The 19,354-nt window shown below is 41.6% G+C and carries 11 protein-coding genes; 7 read left to right on the top strand and 4 right to left on the bottom strand.

Going from position 1 to position 19,354, the window contains the following annotated elements:
- Positions 1 to 53: 53 nt before the first annotated feature.
- Complete coding sequence (locus J3P37_RS09870) at positions 54 to 968, bottom strand: DUF8428 domain-containing protein (RefSeq protein ID WP_256010944.1); 915 nt, start codon at positions 966 to 968, stop codon at positions 54 to 56.
- 254 nt (positions 969 to 1,222) lie between these two features.
- Here J3P37_RS09870 and J3P37_RS09865 point away from each other — a divergent pair, with 254 nt between their 5' ends.
- From J3P37_RS09865 to J3P37_RS09855, 3 genes are all read left to right on the top strand, one after another.
- Positions 1,223 to 2,758 (top strand): glycoside hydrolase family 10-like protein, encoded by a 1,536-nt coding sequence (locus J3P37_RS09865; RefSeq protein ID WP_256010943.1) that lies wholly within the window; start codon positions 1,223 to 1,225, stop codon positions 2,756 to 2,758.
- A 125-nt stretch (positions 2,759 to 2,883) separates the two neighbouring features.
- A complete protein-coding gene (locus J3P37_RS09860; protein ID WP_256010942.1) occupies positions 2,884 to 4,023 on the top strand; it encodes a glycosyltransferase family 1 protein in 1,140 nt (379 codons plus the stop codon).
- A 15-nt stretch (positions 4,024 to 4,038) separates the two neighbouring features.
- Positions 4,039 to 6,240 (top strand): family 1 glycosylhydrolase, encoded by a 2,202-nt coding sequence (locus J3P37_RS09855; RefSeq protein WP_256010941.1) that lies wholly within the window; start codon positions 4,039 to 4,041, stop codon positions 6,238 to 6,240.
- Positions 6,241 to 6,376: 136 nt separating this feature from the next.
- Here J3P37_RS09855 and J3P37_RS09850 read toward each other — a convergent pair whose 3' ends face one another.
- Together J3P37_RS09850 and J3P37_RS09845 are read right to left on the bottom strand one after the other, a co-directional pair.
- The gene (locus tag J3P37_RS09850) at positions 6,377 to 6,568 is read right to left on the bottom strand and encodes a hypothetical protein (RefSeq protein ID WP_256010940.1); all 192 of its coding nucleotides are present in this window, start codon (positions 6,566 to 6,568) and stop codon (positions 6,377 to 6,379) included.
- 105 nt (positions 6,569 to 6,673) lie between these two features.
- Complete coding sequence (locus J3P37_RS09845) at positions 6,674 to 8,722, bottom strand: M13 family metallopeptidase (RefSeq protein ID WP_256010939.1); 2,049 nt, start codon at positions 8,720 to 8,722, stop codon at positions 6,674 to 6,676.
- 123 nt (positions 8,723 to 8,845) lie between these two features.
- Between J3P37_RS09845 and J3P37_RS09840 the strand changes: the two genes are divergently transcribed.
- The 4 genes from J3P37_RS09840 to J3P37_RS09825 all read left to right on the top strand — a co-directional run bounded on the left by J3P37_RS09840 (position 8,846) and on the right by J3P37_RS09825 (position 16,775).
- Positions 8,846 to 11,491 carry an AsmA-like C-terminal region-containing protein gene (locus J3P37_RS09840; protein ID WP_256010938.1) on the top strand — a complete coding sequence of 882 codons (2,646 nt, stop codon included), beginning with the start codon at positions 8,846 to 8,848 and terminating at the stop codon, positions 11,489 to 11,491.
- Between the two features lie 178 nt (positions 11,492 to 11,669).
- The gene (locus tag J3P37_RS09835) at positions 11,670 to 13,067 is read left to right on the top strand and encodes a PepSY-associated TM helix domain-containing protein (protein WP_256010937.1); all 1,398 of its coding nucleotides are present in this window, start codon (positions 11,670 to 11,672) and stop codon (positions 13,065 to 13,067) included.
- Between the two features lie 80 nt (positions 13,068 to 13,147).
- Positions 13,148 to 15,514, top strand: a complete 2,367-nt coding sequence (locus J3P37_RS09830; protein WP_256011277.1) for a TonB-dependent receptor — start codon at positions 13,148 to 13,150, stop codon at positions 15,512 to 15,514.
- Between the two features lie 19 nt (positions 15,515 to 15,533).
- A complete protein-coding gene (locus J3P37_RS09825; RefSeq protein ID WP_256010936.1) occupies positions 15,534 to 16,775 on the top strand; it encodes a DUF4374 domain-containing protein in 1,242 nt (413 codons plus the stop codon).
- A 64-nt stretch (positions 16,776 to 16,839) separates the two neighbouring features.
- Here J3P37_RS09825 and J3P37_RS09820 read toward each other — a convergent pair whose 3' ends face one another.
- Positions 16,840 to 19,350, bottom strand: coding sequence for a ligase-associated DNA damage response DEXH box helicase (locus tag J3P37_RS09820; protein ID WP_256010935.1), 2,511 nt, complete (start codon positions 19,348 to 19,350; stop codon positions 16,840 to 16,842).
- Between the last annotated feature and the right edge of the window lie 4 nt (positions 19,351 to 19,354).

Here is a 19,354-nt window from a genome sequence, read left to right as displayed (position 1 = left end):
AAGAGCTGTTGACTTAACAGCGCTTCTTGTATCAGTTATACTAAGAATCAATACTATCTTAAAGCAAAAGTTGTTTTACCCATTGTATAGCCATCAGCATACAATACAACTGTATATATCCCTTTTTGGAAACTCGCCGGGTTTGTCCAGTCTATGTTATAGATCTTATCTGTATTATCAAACTCAATAGCAGTTCTGTAAGTATATTGCAATTCGTCGCCGTCAGCTGCAAAAACACTGCTATTATCTGACACAATCAGATTTCCACTCGGGTCAATGATCCTTATAAAAACATCATGCATGCCTTTCTCTGACAAAGGATTGTTATTTATATTGAAGGTGACACGTATCTTTTTCGCTGTACTGGCACGGCTGACATCCGTTTCCTTACCGCTGTTCTTAATACGGAGCGGCGTAATTGCGATGTTTCCTGTTTTTAATGCAGCAGCAACCTTCACCTTCGAGCTAAGTTCTGTATTTTGCTCTTCAAGTCGCGACGCCCGATCACTTACAGAGCTCACCGTAGTTCTCAAACTATCACGCTCAACTGTTAACTCAGCATTTCTCTTTTCAAGCTCCGCTATATCCGAGGTGTACTTCGTAACAAAATATCGTAGATTCTTAAGCTCAGCCTGGGCTTTAAGCAATTGTCCCTGGGTAAGTTTACCAGCCCGAAGCTGTTCACGGAGCTGAGAGATCTTTTCCCGGGCAAGCTCCTGCTCCTTTTGCATATCTGCTGTAAGTTGAATATTTGAATTGTTGGCTTTGTCTAGCTCTGTCTCTATCTTGTCGATTTCCAGCTCCATCCTCGATTTTTCATCACTAATGGTAACTATTTTTTCATCAGATTTTTTTTCTTTTAAGAACAAATACACATTCGTTCCCACAAGTGCGACGATCACAGCGATCAAAAAATATATTTTATTAGAATCTCTTTTTGGTGGTTGTTCTTGATAAGTTTTTTCCATTGTATGGTATGATTTAAATAAACAGTTATGGCTTATATATACTGTTTATGTACATGATCATTTGATTTAATAAACTGATTTTACCTTCAAATATTGCAATCTGTGTTAATCCCTTATCGCAAATATAATATTTTAACTTTCTCTCTGAACTTGAGAACCTGAGAATGATTACACAATTTGTTTCAAGCTTCTGCACAATAATCTATTCTTCTTATTGTTAGTTAAGTATCTTTGGTCGTTTTTGAAATCAAAATATGTTCGTACGATTATTATCACTGATCTCCATATCGTTTGTGTTACAAGGATCAATTTCCGCACAATCACCTTCACAATTACCCCCCAAAAGGGAATTTCGAGGCGTTTGGATAGCAAGTGTTGCGAATATTGACTGGCCCTCTAAACAAGGTCTGTCTGGAACCCTGCAACAAAATGAGTTGATTAGAATATTGGACGAACACCAGGAAAGTGGCTTAAACGCCGTGTTGCTTCAAATCCGGCCGGCGACAGATGCATTGTATGCAAAAGGCAAGGAACCCTGGAGCAAATTTCTTACAGGCAAACAGGGGCAGGCTCCTTCCCCCTATTACGATCCTCTGGAATTTGCAATTAACGAAGCACATAAAAGAGGTATGGAACTCCATGCCTGGTTCAATCCCTACCGTGCAACGTTTACACTTTCACCTTCGGATGTTACATCAGATCATATCACCCGGCAACGTCCCGAATGGTTCTTCACTTACGCAGGAAAAAAACTGTTCAATCCTGGCATTCCACAAGTCCGAGACTATATCGTACAGGTAGTATTGGACGTAGTGAAGAATTATGACATCGACGGCGTTCATTTTGATGATTATTTCTATCCCTATCCGGAAAAGAACCATAGCATACCCGATGGCGAACAATTTCGGTTGTATGGGCAAGATTTCGATAATATTGCCGACTGGCGCCGTAACAATGTGGATCTACTGATCAAAGAGTTATCAGACAGTATCCATAGTGTCAAACGATTTGTAAAATTTGGCATAAGTCCTTTCGGTATATGGCAGAACAAAAGCCAGAATACCGAAGGTTCAGAAAGCTCAGGACTGTCAGGCTATAGCGTCCTTTACGGGGATGCCAGGAAATGGGTCCAGGAAGGCTGGATCGACTATGTTAACCCCCAGATATATTTTCCTTTCTTCTACAGAGCGGCCCCTTACGAGAAACTGGTTGACTGGTGGAGCAACAATGCCTTCGGAAGACATGTCTATATCGGACAAGCCGCTTATAGAGCAACCGAAAGACGTGAAGGCTGGCTGGATTGGAAGCAGCTTCCAAATCAGGTCCGTTATCTCCGCCGGAATCCGCGGGTGCAGGGAAGCGTCTACTTCAGTTCCAAATCATTAACAAATAATCTGGCAGGGTTTCAAGACTCCCTTCGTAATGACTTATACAACTATCCATCATTACCCCCTCAAATGATCTGGCTTGACGATGTCCCGCCTATGGCTCCCTTAAATTTACAAGCTACCCTTGCAGAACAGTTTGTCGTCCTGAATTGGACAGAACCACTAAAGGCCCGCGACGGAGAAACTGCATATGGATATGTGGTTTACCGTTTTAATGCCGGTGAACAAGCGAACTTACAAGATCCATCGAAGATTTTAAAGATAAGTTTTGATAAACAAGTCACTTCATATACTGACTTCACTTCGCAAAAGGGAATGCAGTATAGCTATGTGGTTACAGCACTTGACAGGCTAAAAAACGAAAGTATTGAATCAAATATAGCAGTAATAACTGTGCCCTGATGGACTAACTTATAGCAGGGGAAGGGGTTAATTTTTATTTCGATACTTAATGCTATAAATATTTTTCTAACACGCAAACGTTTTTTTTGAGTAATTGTTAATTTCTAACGATAAAAGACTAAACTATGAAACGTGTCCCAGAAAATTTACTAGTATTTTCTCATCTGCGTTGGGATTTTGTATTTCAACGACCACAACATCTCTTAACCCGTTTTACCAGGGAATTTAATGTATATTTTTTTGAAGAGCCCGTATTTGACGTGCCCAAGGACGGAGATAGTTTCCTTTCAATAAGTAAACGTGAAGACAAACTTTGGGTTTTAGTTCCACACTTGCCTGAAGGTAAAGGGAAAAAAGAAAACACCAATTTACAAAAGCAAATCCTTAAAACCTTCCTTAAGGAGAAAAGCTTATCCGACTTCATCTTTTGGTATTACACTCCGATGGCGTTGGAGTTTTCAGCAGAATACTTCCCAAGCTTAGTGGTTTACGATTGTATGGACGAGCTTACTGGATTCAAAAACGCACCCACCGAACTGAGTTATCTTGAAAAAGAATTACTCACAAGGGCTGATGTAGTATTTACAGGAGGCCAGTCATTATACGAAGCAAAAAAACACCAGCATCAGAATATTCATCCTTTTCCAAGCAGTATCGATAAAAAGCATTTCGCAAAAGCAAGAAAAAAGATTTCTGAGCCTGCCGATCAGGGTGGCATCAGCGGAAAAAAATTCGGATTTTATGGCGTTATCGATGAGCGATTCGACTACCAGCTAGTGGGCAAAGTGGCAAGTGCCCGCCCCGACTGGAACTTTATTCTTATAGGGCCGGTAGTCAAAATCAATCCGGACATACTTCCGAAAAACAAGAACATCCATTATTTAGGAGGAAAGTCTTATGAAGAACTTCCTTCATACCTGACTGGCTGGGACGTTGCAATGATCCCTTTTCTATTAAATGAGTCAACCCGCTATATAAGTCCAACTAAAACGCCCGAATATCTTTCCGCAGGGATACCGGTAATATCTACTCCAATAAGAGATGTAATTAACCCCTATGGCATGCTTAATTTAGTAAGCATTGTAAACAATGCCGAACAATTTATAACAGCAGCCGAATCCGAGCTCACAAAATCCAGAAAAGAATGGTTAACCGAAGTTGACTCATTCCTTGCAAACAAATCATGGGACCAAACCTGGTCGGATATGATGGATTTGATCCGGAAAGCAATAGGCTCAAAAGTCGCTGTTCCGTTGAGTGCTTAACTAATAAAATTTATTATGGTAGAAGGATCGAAACCTGTAGAGGTTTGGGGTGGAATAGAATGCACAATTAACCGTGTCAGGCATACATACCTGGATCAATTACATTTCGCTGGTCATTACACCCGGGAGAAAGACATAGAACTCTTATGTAGTTTGGGAATAAAACGGCTCAGGTATCCAGTAATCTGGGAAAAGCACCAGCCGACCCAAAACAAGACAATAGAATGGGGTTCAATCGAAAGGAATCTTAATCGCTTAAGGGAACTTGGCGTAGAGCCAATTGCCGGCTTAGTACATCATGGCAGCGGTCCGAAATATGCATCTATTGAAACCGATGATTTTGCGACCGGCCTGGCAAAGTATGCAAGTCTTGTTGCAGAAAAATTCCCCTGGATCAATTATTACACGCCGGTAAATGAACCCTTAACTACCGCACGGTTTTGCGGACTGTATGGGCATTGGCACCCCCATCAAAAAGATAATACCAGCTTCCTGAAATTATTGATCAATGAATGCAAAGCTACAGTGCTGGCTATGGAAGCCATCCGGAAAATCAATCCGAACGCAAAGCTGGTCCAAACTGAAGACCTTTCCAGAACTTATAGTACACCATTGCTAAAATACCAGGCAGATTTCGAGAATCACCGGCGCTGGCTTGGCTTTGATCTGATTATGGGAAAAGTCGACAGCGGGCATCCTTTATGGAGCTTTTTGCTATGGTCGGGTATTAGCGAGGCGGAACTCGGGTTCTTCAAACTGAAAAACTGTCCTGTAGATATTTTAGGGTTTAATTACTATCCAACGTCCGAGCGTTTCCTGGATGAAAACCTCCAAAAGTACCCCGAAAGTAGCCATGGCGGCAATCATCTGCATAAATATGCAGATGTTGAAGCTGTTAGAGTTGATCTTGATGAAGAGGAGTATGGAGCAAAGCTTTTATTGAAGGAAGCCTGGGACAGGTTTAAAATCCCCATAGCTGTTACTGAAGTTCATTTGGGATGCACCCGGGATGAGCAGATGCGCTGGTTAAAAAATATTTACACCACCTGTTGCGAACTAAAGCAAGAAGGTGCTAACATCTTGGCAATTACCGCCTGGTCAATGCTTGGATCGTATGGCTGGAATAAGCTCTTAACAAGTAAAAACGTCGAATATGAACCGGGGATTTTCGATTTGAGATCACCGCATCCTCGACCTACTGCACTAGCCGGGATGTTAAAGCATCTGGCTGATGGAAGGGAATTTCACCACCCGGTCCTGGAAGAGAAAGGCTGGTGGAAAAAAGATATCCGGGTGCTTTATTTTCAGAACAACATTCGCAGGCTTAATACAGAAAACAGAGGTTCACAACCCTTGCTAATTATTGGAAAGACCGGAACTTTAGGAAGATCTTTTGCAAGAATATGCGATTTAAGAGGCATTCATTACCTGTTATTAAGCCGCCAGGAATTTAATCTGGCTGATCCTAGTCAAATAGAAAAAGTCATTGCGGAAAAAAAGCCCTGGGCAATAATAAATGCCGCAGGCTTTGTGCGTGTTGATGACGCCGAAATTAGTTCTAACGATTGTTACATTGCCAACACCCAAGGGCCCCTCAATCTTGCCTTGCTGTCTGAGAAGTATAATTTTAAATTACTTACATTTTCTTCCGACCTGGTGTTTGATGGACGAAAGAATAGCTCTTATACAGAAAGTGATCCCGTATCGCCTTTAAATGTGTACGGAAGAAGTAAAGCGCTCGCTGAGAAACTAGTGTCCGAGAAAGCTCCCAGCAGTTTAATCATACGAACAAGTGCATTTTTCAGCCCTTGGGACGATTATAACTTTGTTACTAACGTACTTACTTCTTTAAAGAACAAAACTTCGTTCACTGCAGCCAACGATATCTTTGTTTCACCAACTTATGTCCCTGATCTGGTAAATGCAAGTCTTGACCTTCTGCTAGATGATGAATCTGGAATATGGCACCTTGCTAATCAGGGAAGCATCACCTGGGCGCAACTAGCTATCGAAGTGGCTAAATATGCCAATGTAAATCCTTCAATGGTAATTGGCGTTCCGAACAAAAAACTCAACCTTGCTGCTAAAAGACCACAATACAGTGTATTACATAGCGAAAAAGGCCTTCTTCTACCGAGCCTAAGTCATGCCCTAGGTAATTATTTTGAGAACCAAACTATCATTGATCTGTCCGCTCCGGCGTCAGAAACAGCCTAAAGGTGCTCTTAATTAATGCGGAAGATATTTAAAAGAAAGGACGAGTCTTCAATCCCTAAATGAGCGGAGACTCGTCCTGTTAAAAGTCCTGACAAACCACAGTGCTTTCGCTTAAAATCACCAAAGCACAGTGTCGCTACATTTTCGCAACATCCCGGGTATCCTTAACCAATCCAATACCGGTAAAGAAAAATATTATCCCCAAAATGCCAAATACAATTAGTTCTTTGGCTGTTTCAGAATTCTGAACAAAGCCTACTGCCGCATATATTAGTCCAACAATACCCAGTATTGTCAGGATCGTTCCGAATGTTCGTTTTAAGTTCATATTGCAAATCTTGATAATGGTAACATTGCAAATCTGTTGCCAATTCCACTTCCAAGGAATCAACGCAAATAAGAGCTCAAATTCTGTCCTGTAAACAGATCATTGCTACCAGATTTTAACCCGCTGGCTCTCATCCCTGTACATTTTATCGCCGGCCTTCACATTAAAGGCCTTGTAAAACTCAGGCATATTTGAAAGTGGCCCGTTTACTCTGAACTCTTCCGGAGAATGAGGATCCACGCTGATACGCATCCTCATGCGTTCGTCCCGGTTTTTGATGCGCCATACCTGGGCAAACGAAAGGAAAAACCGCTGATCCGGACTGAACCCATCAATTTTTTCAGATGATTTCCCCTGGTTGGTAAGCTTAAACGCTTCATAAGCGATGGCTAAGCCTCCTATATCGGCGATGTTTTCACCCATTGTTAGCTGCCCGTTAACTTTCAAATTATCTAGTACGGTATATTTACTATACTGATCGCCTACAACTTTGGCCTTTTCATTAAACTTTTCAGTATCCGTTTTCGTCCACCAGTCTTTCAAATTTCCATCTTTATCATACTGACGCCCCTGATCGTCAAATCCGTGGGTCATTTCATGCCCAATTACTGCCCCTATAGCGCCGTAATTGATAGCATCATCGGCATTGTTATCGAAAAACGGAAACTGCAGAATCCCGGCAGGAAACACAATTTCATTGAAAGGAGGATTGTAATAAGCATTTACAGTAGGCGGAGTCATATACCACTCAGCTTTATCAACCGGCTTACCTAACTTGGAGGTCATCTTCTTAAAGTCATGTCGAGCAACAGCCTGTAAATTTTCATAGTATTTGTCCTTTAAAACTTCCACATCATTGTAGCTTTTCCACTTATCAGGATAACCGATTTTCTTTACAAAAGTATTTAGCTTTTCCAGTGCTCTCTTCTTAGTCGCCGCACTCATCCAATCCAATTTCTCAATTCTTGATTGATAGACTTTCTGGAGGTTATCCACAAGCTTCAACATTCTTTCTTTTGCGTCAGGAGGAAAGTGCTTTTCCACATACAATTGGCCTAATAGCTCGCCGAGGCTTTCATCTGTTTTAGACACCATTTGCTTCCAACGATCCTTTTGTTGTTTCTGGCCGTTTAATGTCTTCCCGTAAAAATCAAACCTCGCTTCCCTGAATGGCTTGCTTAAGTAAGCAGCCGAAGATGAAATGGCCTCAAATTTCAACTTATCTTTCCATGACTGCAAAGGCTCTGTCTTCAATAGGGCAACCAGTGCTGTATAATATGCCGGCTGGCCAACAAGGATTGTATCTGTGTTCAGCTCCAGCTTTCGCAGGATCTCTTTCATATCGTAATCAGGGATTTTTTTCTGGAAGTCGGAAACTGCAAACTTATTATAGTTCTTTACCGGGTCTCGTAGTTCAACCGGGGTGGAGTGGGACCTCGCAATTTTAGTCTCTAACCTCAATATCTCCTGAGCTTTCTTCACAGAAGTAACTGAATCTGTTCCTGTAAGGCTGAATAGTTTCCCGATATATTTAACATATGCTTTACGGATTTTCTCAGAAGCCTCATCATTATTAAAATAATAATCCCGGTTTGGCAGTCCAAGACCTGTTTGCTGAAAATTAACCGCATTCTTTGTACTTATTTTATCGTCTGGACCAACGTAAAACTCAAATAAGAAGCCATTTCCGTCTTTATAGTCTGAAACTGCAAAGTCAACCAAATCTCCTGGAGATTTTAATCCTTCAAGGCGCGTGAGTAGTGGCTTAACCGGCTCATACCCCCTCTTATCAATTGCTATGGTATCCATTCCGCTGGCGTAGAAGGCTCCTACTTTTTGCGTAATACTGCCTGCTTCGTTTTCAGACGAAGATGCTTCCTCCAGGATCTTGCGAAGATTTTTCTGGTTATCATCTTCTAAGACATAAAATGAGCCCCATCCAGTTTCCGAAGCTGGGATTTCGGTTTTCTTCAGCCAGGTACCGTTAGCATAACGGAAGAAGTTTTCAGCCGGATTGACAGTAGTATCCATACCGCTTTTATCAAAGAAAATAGTCCTTTTACCAGCTTGCGAAGAACTCTTTTTATCTTCTGAACAAGCGGCGGCAAGCAGAGCCGGGACAGCGATCCATAGGAGGGTTTTAATTTTAAACATGTTATTAACCTTTATAATGCTGCGAGTAATTTAGATATTACGTGCGTAAAATTTTACTTTGTCAGAAACATACGTTTAAGTATGTTAGATTTGCGACATACAGATCATCCCAATCACATACAAATGAGTTTAAAGAAAGTATTGATTCCAGTTTCTATAATTGTGGTTCTTCTTTTGGGTTCTGCCCTATGCTTACCTTATATTTTCAAAGACAAGATTCTTATTAAAGTTAAAAGCACTATTAACGAAAACGTTAACGCAAATGTCAATTTCAAAGATCTTGACCTTACTTTGATCAGTTCATTTCCCGAACTTGGCATTCAACTCCAAAACTTAACTGTTATTGGCGTTGATAGTTTTGCCACAGATACACTGGCAAGCATTCCGGAGCTAAATATGAACCTGAATTTGATGAGTGTTATCAAAGGTGAAAACTACCAGATACACTCTATAAATCTTAATAATCCTAAAATTTATGCTAAGGTACTAAAAAGTGGCAAAGCTAACTGGGACATCTCTAAACCAAACTCATCCTCCAGCCCTGCGGATACCGCTCAGAACTCCTTTAAGATGGCCCTTCAGAAATATTCGATCTCAAATGGGGACATCGTTTACGATGACGCATCGCTAAGCGTGTTTATGCACCTAGATAGCCTGAATCATACAGGCACAGGCGACTTTACACAAGATTTATTTACCCTTGAAACCAAATCGGACATTGAGAAGATTACGGTGAAGTATTTAGGAATTCCTTATTTAAATAAAGCAAAGCTGAGTGCAAATCTACCGCTTCAAATGAATATGAAGCAAATGAAGTTCAGTCTTGCCGAAAATCAGATCAAGTTAAATGAACTGTTGTTATCTTTCGTAGGAAGCCTTGCTATGCCGAACGATACAGACATGGTGCTTGACTTCAAGTTCAATGCCCAGCAGTCGGACCTCAAGAATTTCCTTTCCTTAATTCCGTCCATCTATTCTTCAAGCTTTAAAGACCTCCAGGCCAGTGGAAAATTTGCATTCGATGGAACAGCTAAGGGTACATATAACGACACCTCCCTGCCTGCATTTAATCTTAACTTCGTGATTGGAAATGGTAAAATCAAATACCCCTCCTTACCGTCTTCGATCAATAACATCAATGTTAAAGCATTGATATCTAATCCCGATGGCGTGATCGACCATACGCAAGTAAATATACCAGCCTTTCACATGGAATTTGGAAATGTTCCTCTCGATGGGCGTCTGGAGATACAGACGCCTGTAAGTGATCCTTACGTTGACATGGCCTTAAAAGGCAAGCTGGACCTCAAGCAGCTTACAGCCATTTTCCCTATGAAAGATATGTCGCTCAGTGGCATAGTCGATACCGATGTGAATGCAAAGGGAAACAAGTCGTCTATAGACAAGGGCCGTTACCAGGATTTCAAAGTTTCTGGTCATATGATTGCGACAAACTTCAATTATTCTGGCGCAAGTGTTCCAATGCCAGTAAAGATTTCATCCGCCAAGATGATGTTTAATCCCTCGAACATTACTTTGTCAGATCTTTCGGCAAAGGTTGGAAAAAGTGACCTCCAGGCCAGGGGAACGATCGATAACTATCTGAAATTTGCCATGGAAAAAAATGCTAAACTCCAAGGCAGCTTTAGTGTCAATTCTGGTTTGATGGACATCAATGAGCTTATGGGTCCTTCAGAACCAGTTGCAAAAACACAAAAGGACACTTCCCGCTTAACAACTATTGAGGTGCCCGCTAACATTGACTTTAAACTTGGAGTGAAAGCAGACAGGGTATTTTACGACAACTACGACATTAAAAATGCCAACGGTACCCTTTTGGTGAAAAATCAAACCATACATTTTAAGGAAATGGCACTAACCATGCTGGACGGCAGAGTTACAATGAACGGGTCATACGCTACGACAAATCCTAAGAAGCCGAAGGTAGCTATTGATTTTGGAATTGAGAAAATGAGCATCCAAAAGGCTTTCGAAACGTTCAATACCATAAAGATGCTTGCGCCGGTGGCTAAATATACACAGGGTTCATTTTCAACAACACTGTCCTTTGATTCAGAACTTGATAATACCATGATGCCGGTATATTCAAGTATTAATGCGACTGGTTTGACAAACATTATTCAGGCCATCGTTCAAGGTTTTGAGCCGCTGAATAAGCTTTCATCTGCTTTGAATACCGACAAGCTAAAAAAACTCGAGCTAAATAATGTACTTGCCAAATTTAAAATCGAACAAGGCAAGCTGAACATTGCCCCTTTTAATATTAAAAAAGGCGACTTTCTTATGAATGTGCAGGGGAGCAATGGGCTTGATCAAACAATTAATTATGTATTGGGCATGGACGTTCCGAGGTCTTACCTGGGAACAAAAGCGACCGAAACTACGAATGTCCTGATCGCCAAATTTAACAGCAAAGCCGGAACAGCAGTTGATCTGGGTGAGACAGTGAAAGTCAATGCCCTCGTTGGAGGAACTATCTTAAAGCCAACCGTTAAGATCAGCCTGGCTGAAACCAAAGATGCCGCGAAGGCAGCAGTAAACCAGCTGCTCGCAGATAAGAAAGCAGAGCTCACCAGCAAAGCGAAACAAGAGGTAAGTACAATGGCTGCAAAATCAGCTAGCCAGATTCACCAGAAAGCGGACACTCTTAAAAAGCAGGTTCAGGAAAAAGCATCAGAAGAAATTAAGAATAAATTAAATAGCATATTTAAAAAGAAGCATACCACAAACACCTCTGAACCAGAATAATGACCTTTGGGACCTATGAGATGTCTTTTTTTATATACAAGTAACCATGAATAGCATTGTTCAAGCTCTATAGGCTGACTCTTATTTGAAATAATTCTAAATAATATTTGGCGCGAACTCACTTTTTTTCTTTCTTTGCACTAATTAGAATTAATCCAAATAAGATTAGGCTTATCGAATGACCTTTAAAAAAATAAACGCCTGGTTACATTTATGGCTAGGACTACTATCCGGGATTGTTGTATTTATTGTAAGCATCACCGGATGTATCTATGTTTTTGAAAATGAGATCAAGGATCTAATTGAAAAATGGCGTTTTGTTACTCCTCAGGAAACGACATTCCTACAACCCACACAGCTTACATCGATAGCGCATAGACACCTAAAGGACGGCCAAAATGCTACGGGAGTTAGCTATCATGGTCGTAGCGAAGCTGCAATTGTAACTTTTTTCAGCGGCAGGCCCGAGGGAGAAAAAAAGCCTGCAGTAAAACAGCAGTTCGGTAATAAAGGTGCAATGATCACTGTTGGTGATAAACAACGTGGCAAAGGCGGGAAAGACAAAAAAGCAGGCGAAAGGGTCGGCGGTAAACATGTAGGTAAATTTACATCGGTTTATATGAACCAATATACCGGTGAAATCCTTAAGGTTAAAACCGTTTCTCGTGGCGGAGGCAGTGATGCCGAATTCGATTTCTTCAGATTTATACTAAACGGCCATCGTGCTTTATGGCTACCCTATAATATCGGTCGCCCGATCGTTGGTGGCGCTGTACTTATCTTTGTATTTCTATTGATATCAGGCATAGTATTATGGTGGCCTACGAAGTGGAAAAATAAAGCTATCCGCGACAAAAGCTTTAAAATTAAATGGAGCGGAAGCTTCAAACGTGTAAACTACGATTTCCATAACGTCTTAGGCTTTTACAGCATGCTAATACTGGTTGTAATTTCACTTACAGGTTTGGTATGGAGCTTTCAATGGTTTAGTAAATCATTGTATTGGGTAACTTCCGGCGGAAAATCGCTTGAACAACGTCGCAGGCCACTTTCAGACACTACTCAGTTAGCCGCTTTTGAGCCATCGTCGGTCGATATAATCTGGCAACAATTACCAGCTTCCCAGAAAAGCTCCGGCAGTATTTACTTAAGCATCCCACGAGAAAACGCTGATGTGATTTCCGCAACAGTGTACCATGTTCATGGTGCCTATTATAAATCTGACCAATACTTTTTCGATCAGTATACATTAAAAGAAGTTAAATCTGCTTCTCCTTTTGCTGGAAAGTATTCAGAGGCTAGTATTCCTGATAAGATCCGGCGTATGAATTATGACTTACATGTAGGCGCAATATTGGGAATTTCCGGCAAAATCATCGCTTTTATAGCCAGCCTGATTTCTGCAAGCCTACCGATAACCGGATTTTTAATCTGGTGGAACAAGCGCAAAAAAGGGAAAAAGGGAAAGGAAAAGAAGAAGGCGGAATCCTCAACATCCGGTACACTAATGCAGCCTCAATTGAGAAGGCCAGTAGTCCAAAGGCCGAAAGTTCTAAAAGAAGAAATAGCTGTATAGATATTTTAACCGGCTTTAGAGGCCCATCTTGTGACCACTGGACTATAATAGAAACACCTTTAACGATCACCATTAAAGTAATGAAAATTAAGAATATTTTACTCTCAGGCGTCTTATTTACGTTCCACTTACTCTCATTCGCTCAAAATACAGCCTCAATATCAGGCCAGGTAAAAGATGAAGCAGGTCAGACACTTCCAGGCGTTTCAATCAGATTGCAGAATACAAACCAGGTAACAATCACTGATGATGACGGTGCTTACAAGTTCAGCAGTATTGCTGCTGGAACACATACATTTCAGGTAATTGCAATTGGTTTCGCCAAGCAAAACCGTGAAGTTACACTTGCCCCAGGGCAAAATTCTATTCTAAATATTAAACTCAAAGCCAGCGTAGGGCAACTCGCTGATGTTACAGTTACCGGCCGAACCGCTGTCAAAGAAGTTAACAGGCAGGCTTTTAATGTAACAGCTATTGATGCTACCAAGTTATACAATACCACCCTGGATGTTTCCGGTGCCCTTGACAAGGTTGCAGGAGTAAGAGTACGAGAATCCGGTGGCGTTGGTTCTGATTTCAATCTCTCCCTAAACGGCTTCTCGGGTAATCACGTCAAGTATTTTATTGACGGTATACCTATGGACAACTTCGGGAGCTCCTTTCAGATCAACAATATCCCTATCAATATTGCTGAAAGGATAGAAGTTTACAAAGGTGTGGTACCGATGTGGCTAGGATCGGACGCCTTAGGAGGAGCAATTAATATTGTTACAGGAGATCGTTACCGAAACTTTATTGACGTTTCATATTCCTTTGGGTCATTTAATACACATCGCAGCGTACTAAACACCGCTGTTACCACGAAAAAAGGCTTCACGGTACAGCTTAATGCCTTTCAAAATTATTCCGATAACAATTATAAGGTTACTATTGACGCCGCAGATATCTACACTGGTGCTTTTGCTCCCAGTGCTACACTCAGGAGATTTCATGACACTTATCATAACGAATCCATTATTGCCAATGTAGGACTGGTAAATAAGAAGTTTGCAGATAAGTTACTTTTGGGGATAACACTTGGACAGAATTATAAAGAGATCCAAACGGGCGCACGCATGGAGGCTGTCTTCGGAGGCTGGCATAGAAGAGGTCGCACCATTATGCCTACACTGAAGTACAAAAAAACCGACCTGATAAAGGGCCTGGACGTGACCTTAAACGCAAACTATAATATCGGATACGATCAGAACATTGATACCGTGAATGCAAGATTTGACTGGTATGGAAATCGTAAACCGAACGGATCGAACGGCGAACGCTCAAGGACTCACTACAAATACAGGAACAATCCGGTTCTAGTAACAACAATGGCTAATTATAAATTAAGTGAAAAGCATTCTATTGCAGTAAGCAATGTGTTTACCATGTTTAACAGGAAAGGAAGTGATGAGCTCAATCCTGCGAGCCCCGAGCTGGAAGATGTTAAAAAAAGCAATAAAAACGTATTAGGTGTAGGTTACAATTACGATGTGGAGGACAAGTGGAGTGCCGCAGTATTTGGACGATTAATCAATTTGCATAATACAAGTGGGACTTCAAATAATTCCAGTAAAAACAACTTAAATAAAATTGGTTATGGCCTGGCATCCACTTATTTCATAAACAAAAATTTACAGGCGAAGGCATCTTACGAATTAACCAATCGTATGCCTAACGCAGAAGAAATCTTTGGTGATGTAGAAAACCTGGAAGGGAACCCAAATCTTAAACCAGAATCAAGTAATAACATCAATCTCGGATTTATTTACAACTTTAAGTTAAACGATATCAATCGATTCTCGATTACCGCTAACGGCGTATACCGGCATGCAACTAACTTCATTTTCACCAGGTACAATCAAAACCAGCAAAAATTAATTGCAGATAACAAAGATGGAGTTAGTACCATTGGTGCTGACGGAGAAGTTAGGTATTCCTTTAAAAACTGGCTATTGGCTGGGGCTTCAGTAACATATCAGTATTTAAAAAACCTCCAGAAATATGACTTCGATAATATATCAGGTCAGTATTACACAAATGTGAGTCCTTTGTATCTTAATCAGATGCCTAACATTCCACATCTCTTTGCTAATGCAGATTTGTCTGTTTCGTTAAAAGATGTTGGGAGGAAAGGAAATCACTTAACTCTTGGAAGTAATTTACTCTTCGTTGATCAATTCTGGCTGTACTGGCCAAGTGAGGGAAGCAGAGATGCGAGTGCTAACAAAAGAGGGATTCCAACACAGGTTTCTATAGATGCGAATGCTGTATATAGTCTTAAAAATGGCAGATATAATATTGCATTTGAAGCCAAAAACATTACCGATGCCCGCTTAGTAGACAACTTTAGTTTACAAAAACCAAGCCGAGGCTTCTATCTCAATCTCAGATACTTTTTAAACAAATAATCTATTAAATACAAAACAAATGAAATCAAGAATTACAAAGGCTATTGTTGCACTGGTAGTGGTAGCAGGATTTTCTGCATGTAAAAAGAATGACTCTTCAAATCTTACGAAAGGGGAATATATCCTTACTCTAACACCGATAGCCTCTACAGGTGTCGCTGACTACCTTGTCAATGTTCCTAGCTTAAATGAAGGTTCAGTAACAACCCAGGGAAATGGCCAGGAGCAGGACGGAACCTACCGTTATTATTTAACCCATAAAGGAAAATTTTTCAGCATGCTTTACGGACAAGGAAATCCTGGAGCCGTAACAGCTTATAATAATCAAAATGGGCTATTAACCAAGCTTACCAACTTTCAAACTGAAACAGTACAGGCTTTTGCCCCTGTTAGTGATGATATTTTGCTAACTAAAATTCCTCGTACTATTAACCCTGCGGGAACCTTAATCCCGTATTATCAGGTAAGCACAAATAGCTTGCAAATTGCAAAAGAAGGTACTTTGGATGCTATGGCTCCAGGAAATAATGGAGAAATTGCTCATTTCAGCTGGTTACAGCAGGTAGGTGACAAGGTATTTGCACCGTTCTTCCCAATTAAAAACGGTAGCTTTGATTCTGATCACCATGATCAGGCATATATTGCGGTATACTCCTACCCTGGGATGGCTTTAGAAAAAACTATCCGTGATGACCGTACCAGCTTTATCGGCAGATACTTCGTTAATGGGTTAGGTGTAGTAGAAAATGGGGACGTCTATGCATTTTCTGCCTCGGTATCTAGTACAACGGATCTGATAGGTGAAACAAAAGTAAAAAGATTAACAGATACTAAGCCAGCTGCTATTACAAGAGTATTATCAGGCACAACCGAATTCGACCAAAACTATTACTTCAACGTTGAAGCAGCTTCCGGAAACTATTACGTTACAAACTGGATCTATGTGGGTGGTAATAAGTTCGTAGCTCATGTACTCCCTAAAGCTGAAAAAGGTGCTTACGCAGCAGGAAAAGAATTAGCGATTGTTGATGTTTCCGCAAAAACCGTTACTATGGTGACTGGCATGCCAGGCAAAGCTAGTATTAGCTCCCTTTCAGTTAATAATTTTACCCCTAAAGATGGTACTGCCTATATTGGTGTCAATTTAACAACCGGAGGTGGTTATGTTTATAAAATAAATGCGGGTAACGCAACTGCAACCCAGGGCATAAAAGTTGAGAGCGGCACTATTACCGCCGTTCAGTACCTGGCTAATCAATAATTTTTTACAATATCCCAAAGGAGCCGGTACTATCTACTACCGACTCCTTCTATTTTCCGCCACTCTAATCCGCACTATACCGGATCGCCATCTTTGCCACCCTATCCTCCAAACTTTCTGTCGTTAGCTTCTCACGAAGACGGTCAACCATTATGGGGAAAGCAAAGGGTGTTGGCTTGCTGCACCGGGTAATAACCACCCTAAGCTTCTGCAGCCGCTTCAAGGCTTCCCGCAACCGGAACTCTTCCAGCTGAAATTGCAATGCCTCATTATAAGCCTGCCGAACAAGCACATTATCGGGCTCGTATTCGCTAAACACATCAAAAAGCAATGACGTTGAAGCCTGCAGGTGCCGATTTTTTATCGTTTTGCCGGGAAAACCCGTGAAAACCAAACCTGCAATATGGGCAATGTCGCGGAAACGTCTTCTGGCCATTTCGTTCGCGTTTAAGCTCAACTGAATGTCCTCGAGCAATTTATCTGTGGTAAAAAGATCCTGGTCAAGTGCCTCCCTGATGAGGATTTCCTGATCGGACAACAATTCGAAGCCATAATCATTCATTGCAATGGAGAAAGTGGCGTTTCTAAGCTTAGCGATTCGAAAAGCAAACAAGGAAGCCATCCCTTCATGGACCAGCCTTCCTTCGAAAGGATAAAAAAACAAATGAAAACCGTCTTTCGACTGAAATTGCTCAATCAAAAATTCCGAATTATGCGGCAGATGAGAGATACTTGCCTGCATATCAAATAAAGGGCGCAACGTTTTAATCTCAATATCTTCCTCAATGTGGTCTGCTACTTCGTCCAGCTTCTTCCTGAACATGGCGGATAGTTGCGAAGAAAGAGGGATCCGCCCTCCCATCCAGCTCGGAATCCTTCCATTTGCTTTAGGCGACTTCTTTACAAAAGCAGTCATATCCTTTACCTTCACCAGCTCAAGACTGCGGCCTGCAAACCAGAAATTGTCCCCAATTTTTAAACGAGCTATAAAGTCCTCTTCTATAGAACCCAGATAGCCCCCTGTCAGGAACTTGATCCGCATACTCACATCACCCACAATCGTCCCCATAGTTAGCCTGTGCCGCATAGCTACCCGGCGGCTATCCACTTTATACAAGCCTTCCTCAACAATAACTTTTAAATATTCATCGTAGGCAGACAAAGTTTTACCGCCTTTAGTAATAAAGTCGAGGATCTGACCAAACTCGCTCTCCTTTAAATCCGAATAAGCGTAAGTGGTTTTAAGCTCCCTGTAAATTTCATCAGGCTTGAAGCCAATAGATACAGCCAGCGTAACAAGGTATTGAGTGAGCACGTCCATCGCCAGTATTACAGGATCGCGACTTTCAAATATTTCCTGCTTCATCGCCTCTTTAATGGCGGCACCTTCAAGTAATTCTAAAGAATGGGTTGGCACAAACCAGGCACGGGACGTTGCGCCCGGGTGATGGCCGCTACGGCCGGCCCTTTGCATAAAGCGAGCTACACCTTTAGGACTTCCGATCTGGATTACCGTATCAACCGGCCTAAAGTCAACACCGAGGTCAAGACTCGACGTACAGACCACAAGTTTGAGCATTTCATTATGAAGCGCCTCTTCCACCCAGCTTCTCAATTCATTGTCCAAAGAGCCATGATGCATAGCCATGATCCCGGCATATTGTGGATATTTGTCGAGGATAGCCTGGTACCATATTTCAGATTGTGAGCGAGTATTTGTAAAAATAAGCGTGGTTTTGCTTTGCGCGACTATTTCCATTACTTGTGGCAATAGCTTAATTCCCAAATGCCCCGCCCATGAGAATTGCTCGATGTTTTCGGGAATAACCGACTGAATCACAACTTTCTTATCCAACCGGGCCCTGATCATCTTTACATTTTCCTCATTACTGGCATCTCCAAGCAATACTTCTGCGGCCTGATCCAGGTTGCCTATAGTGGCAGATATCCCCCAAATCTTTATGCTTGCTCCGGAGCCCGAGCGCCGCAGTCCTTTTAATCGGGACAGGCCAAGCTCAAGCTGCACTCCCCTTTTTGTTCCTAATAACTCGTGCCACTCGTCGGCAACAATAACTTCAAGGTTTTCAAATATCTTCGGATAGTCCTTTTGAGTAAGCATGAGGTGCAGACTCTCCGGAGTGGTGAGCAGTACTTCGGGTAATCGTTTCTTTTGTTCAGCTTTTTCTTTCGCGGTGGTATCCCCTGTACGCCTCCCCACCTTCCAGGGCAATCCCAGATCATCAACCACGGATTGCATCGCCTTGCGAATATCGTTGGTTAGTGCCCGCAGAGGAGTGATCCAGAGCATTAGCAAACCGTTGTTTTTCCTGGTCTTATAATCATCCGGGTACCGGTTGATGTAAGCCGCGACAAAAGGTAAGAACAGTGCGAAAGTCTTACCGCTACCGGTTGGAGCATTAAGTAATCCGGAATTCCCTTCAAGATAAGCACGCTGCATTTCTATTTGAAAGGGGAATTGCTGCCATTGCCTCGATTTAAACCATTCAGAGATCACTTCCTCCCCTATTGTTCTGCTAGTGTCTGTATATCTAATACTCCTGTTGACTTTAGCCATATAT

Origin of the sequence: Desertivirga xinjiangensis (genome assembly GCF_024436435.1) — a bacterium.
In the GTDB taxonomy this organism is placed as follows: Bacteria; Bacteroidota; Bacteroidia; order Sphingobacteriales; family Sphingobacteriaceae; genus Desertivirga; species Desertivirga xinjiangensis.
Note: the sequence above shows the minus strand (reverse complement) of the source record. Positions and strands in the feature narration are given on the sequence as shown.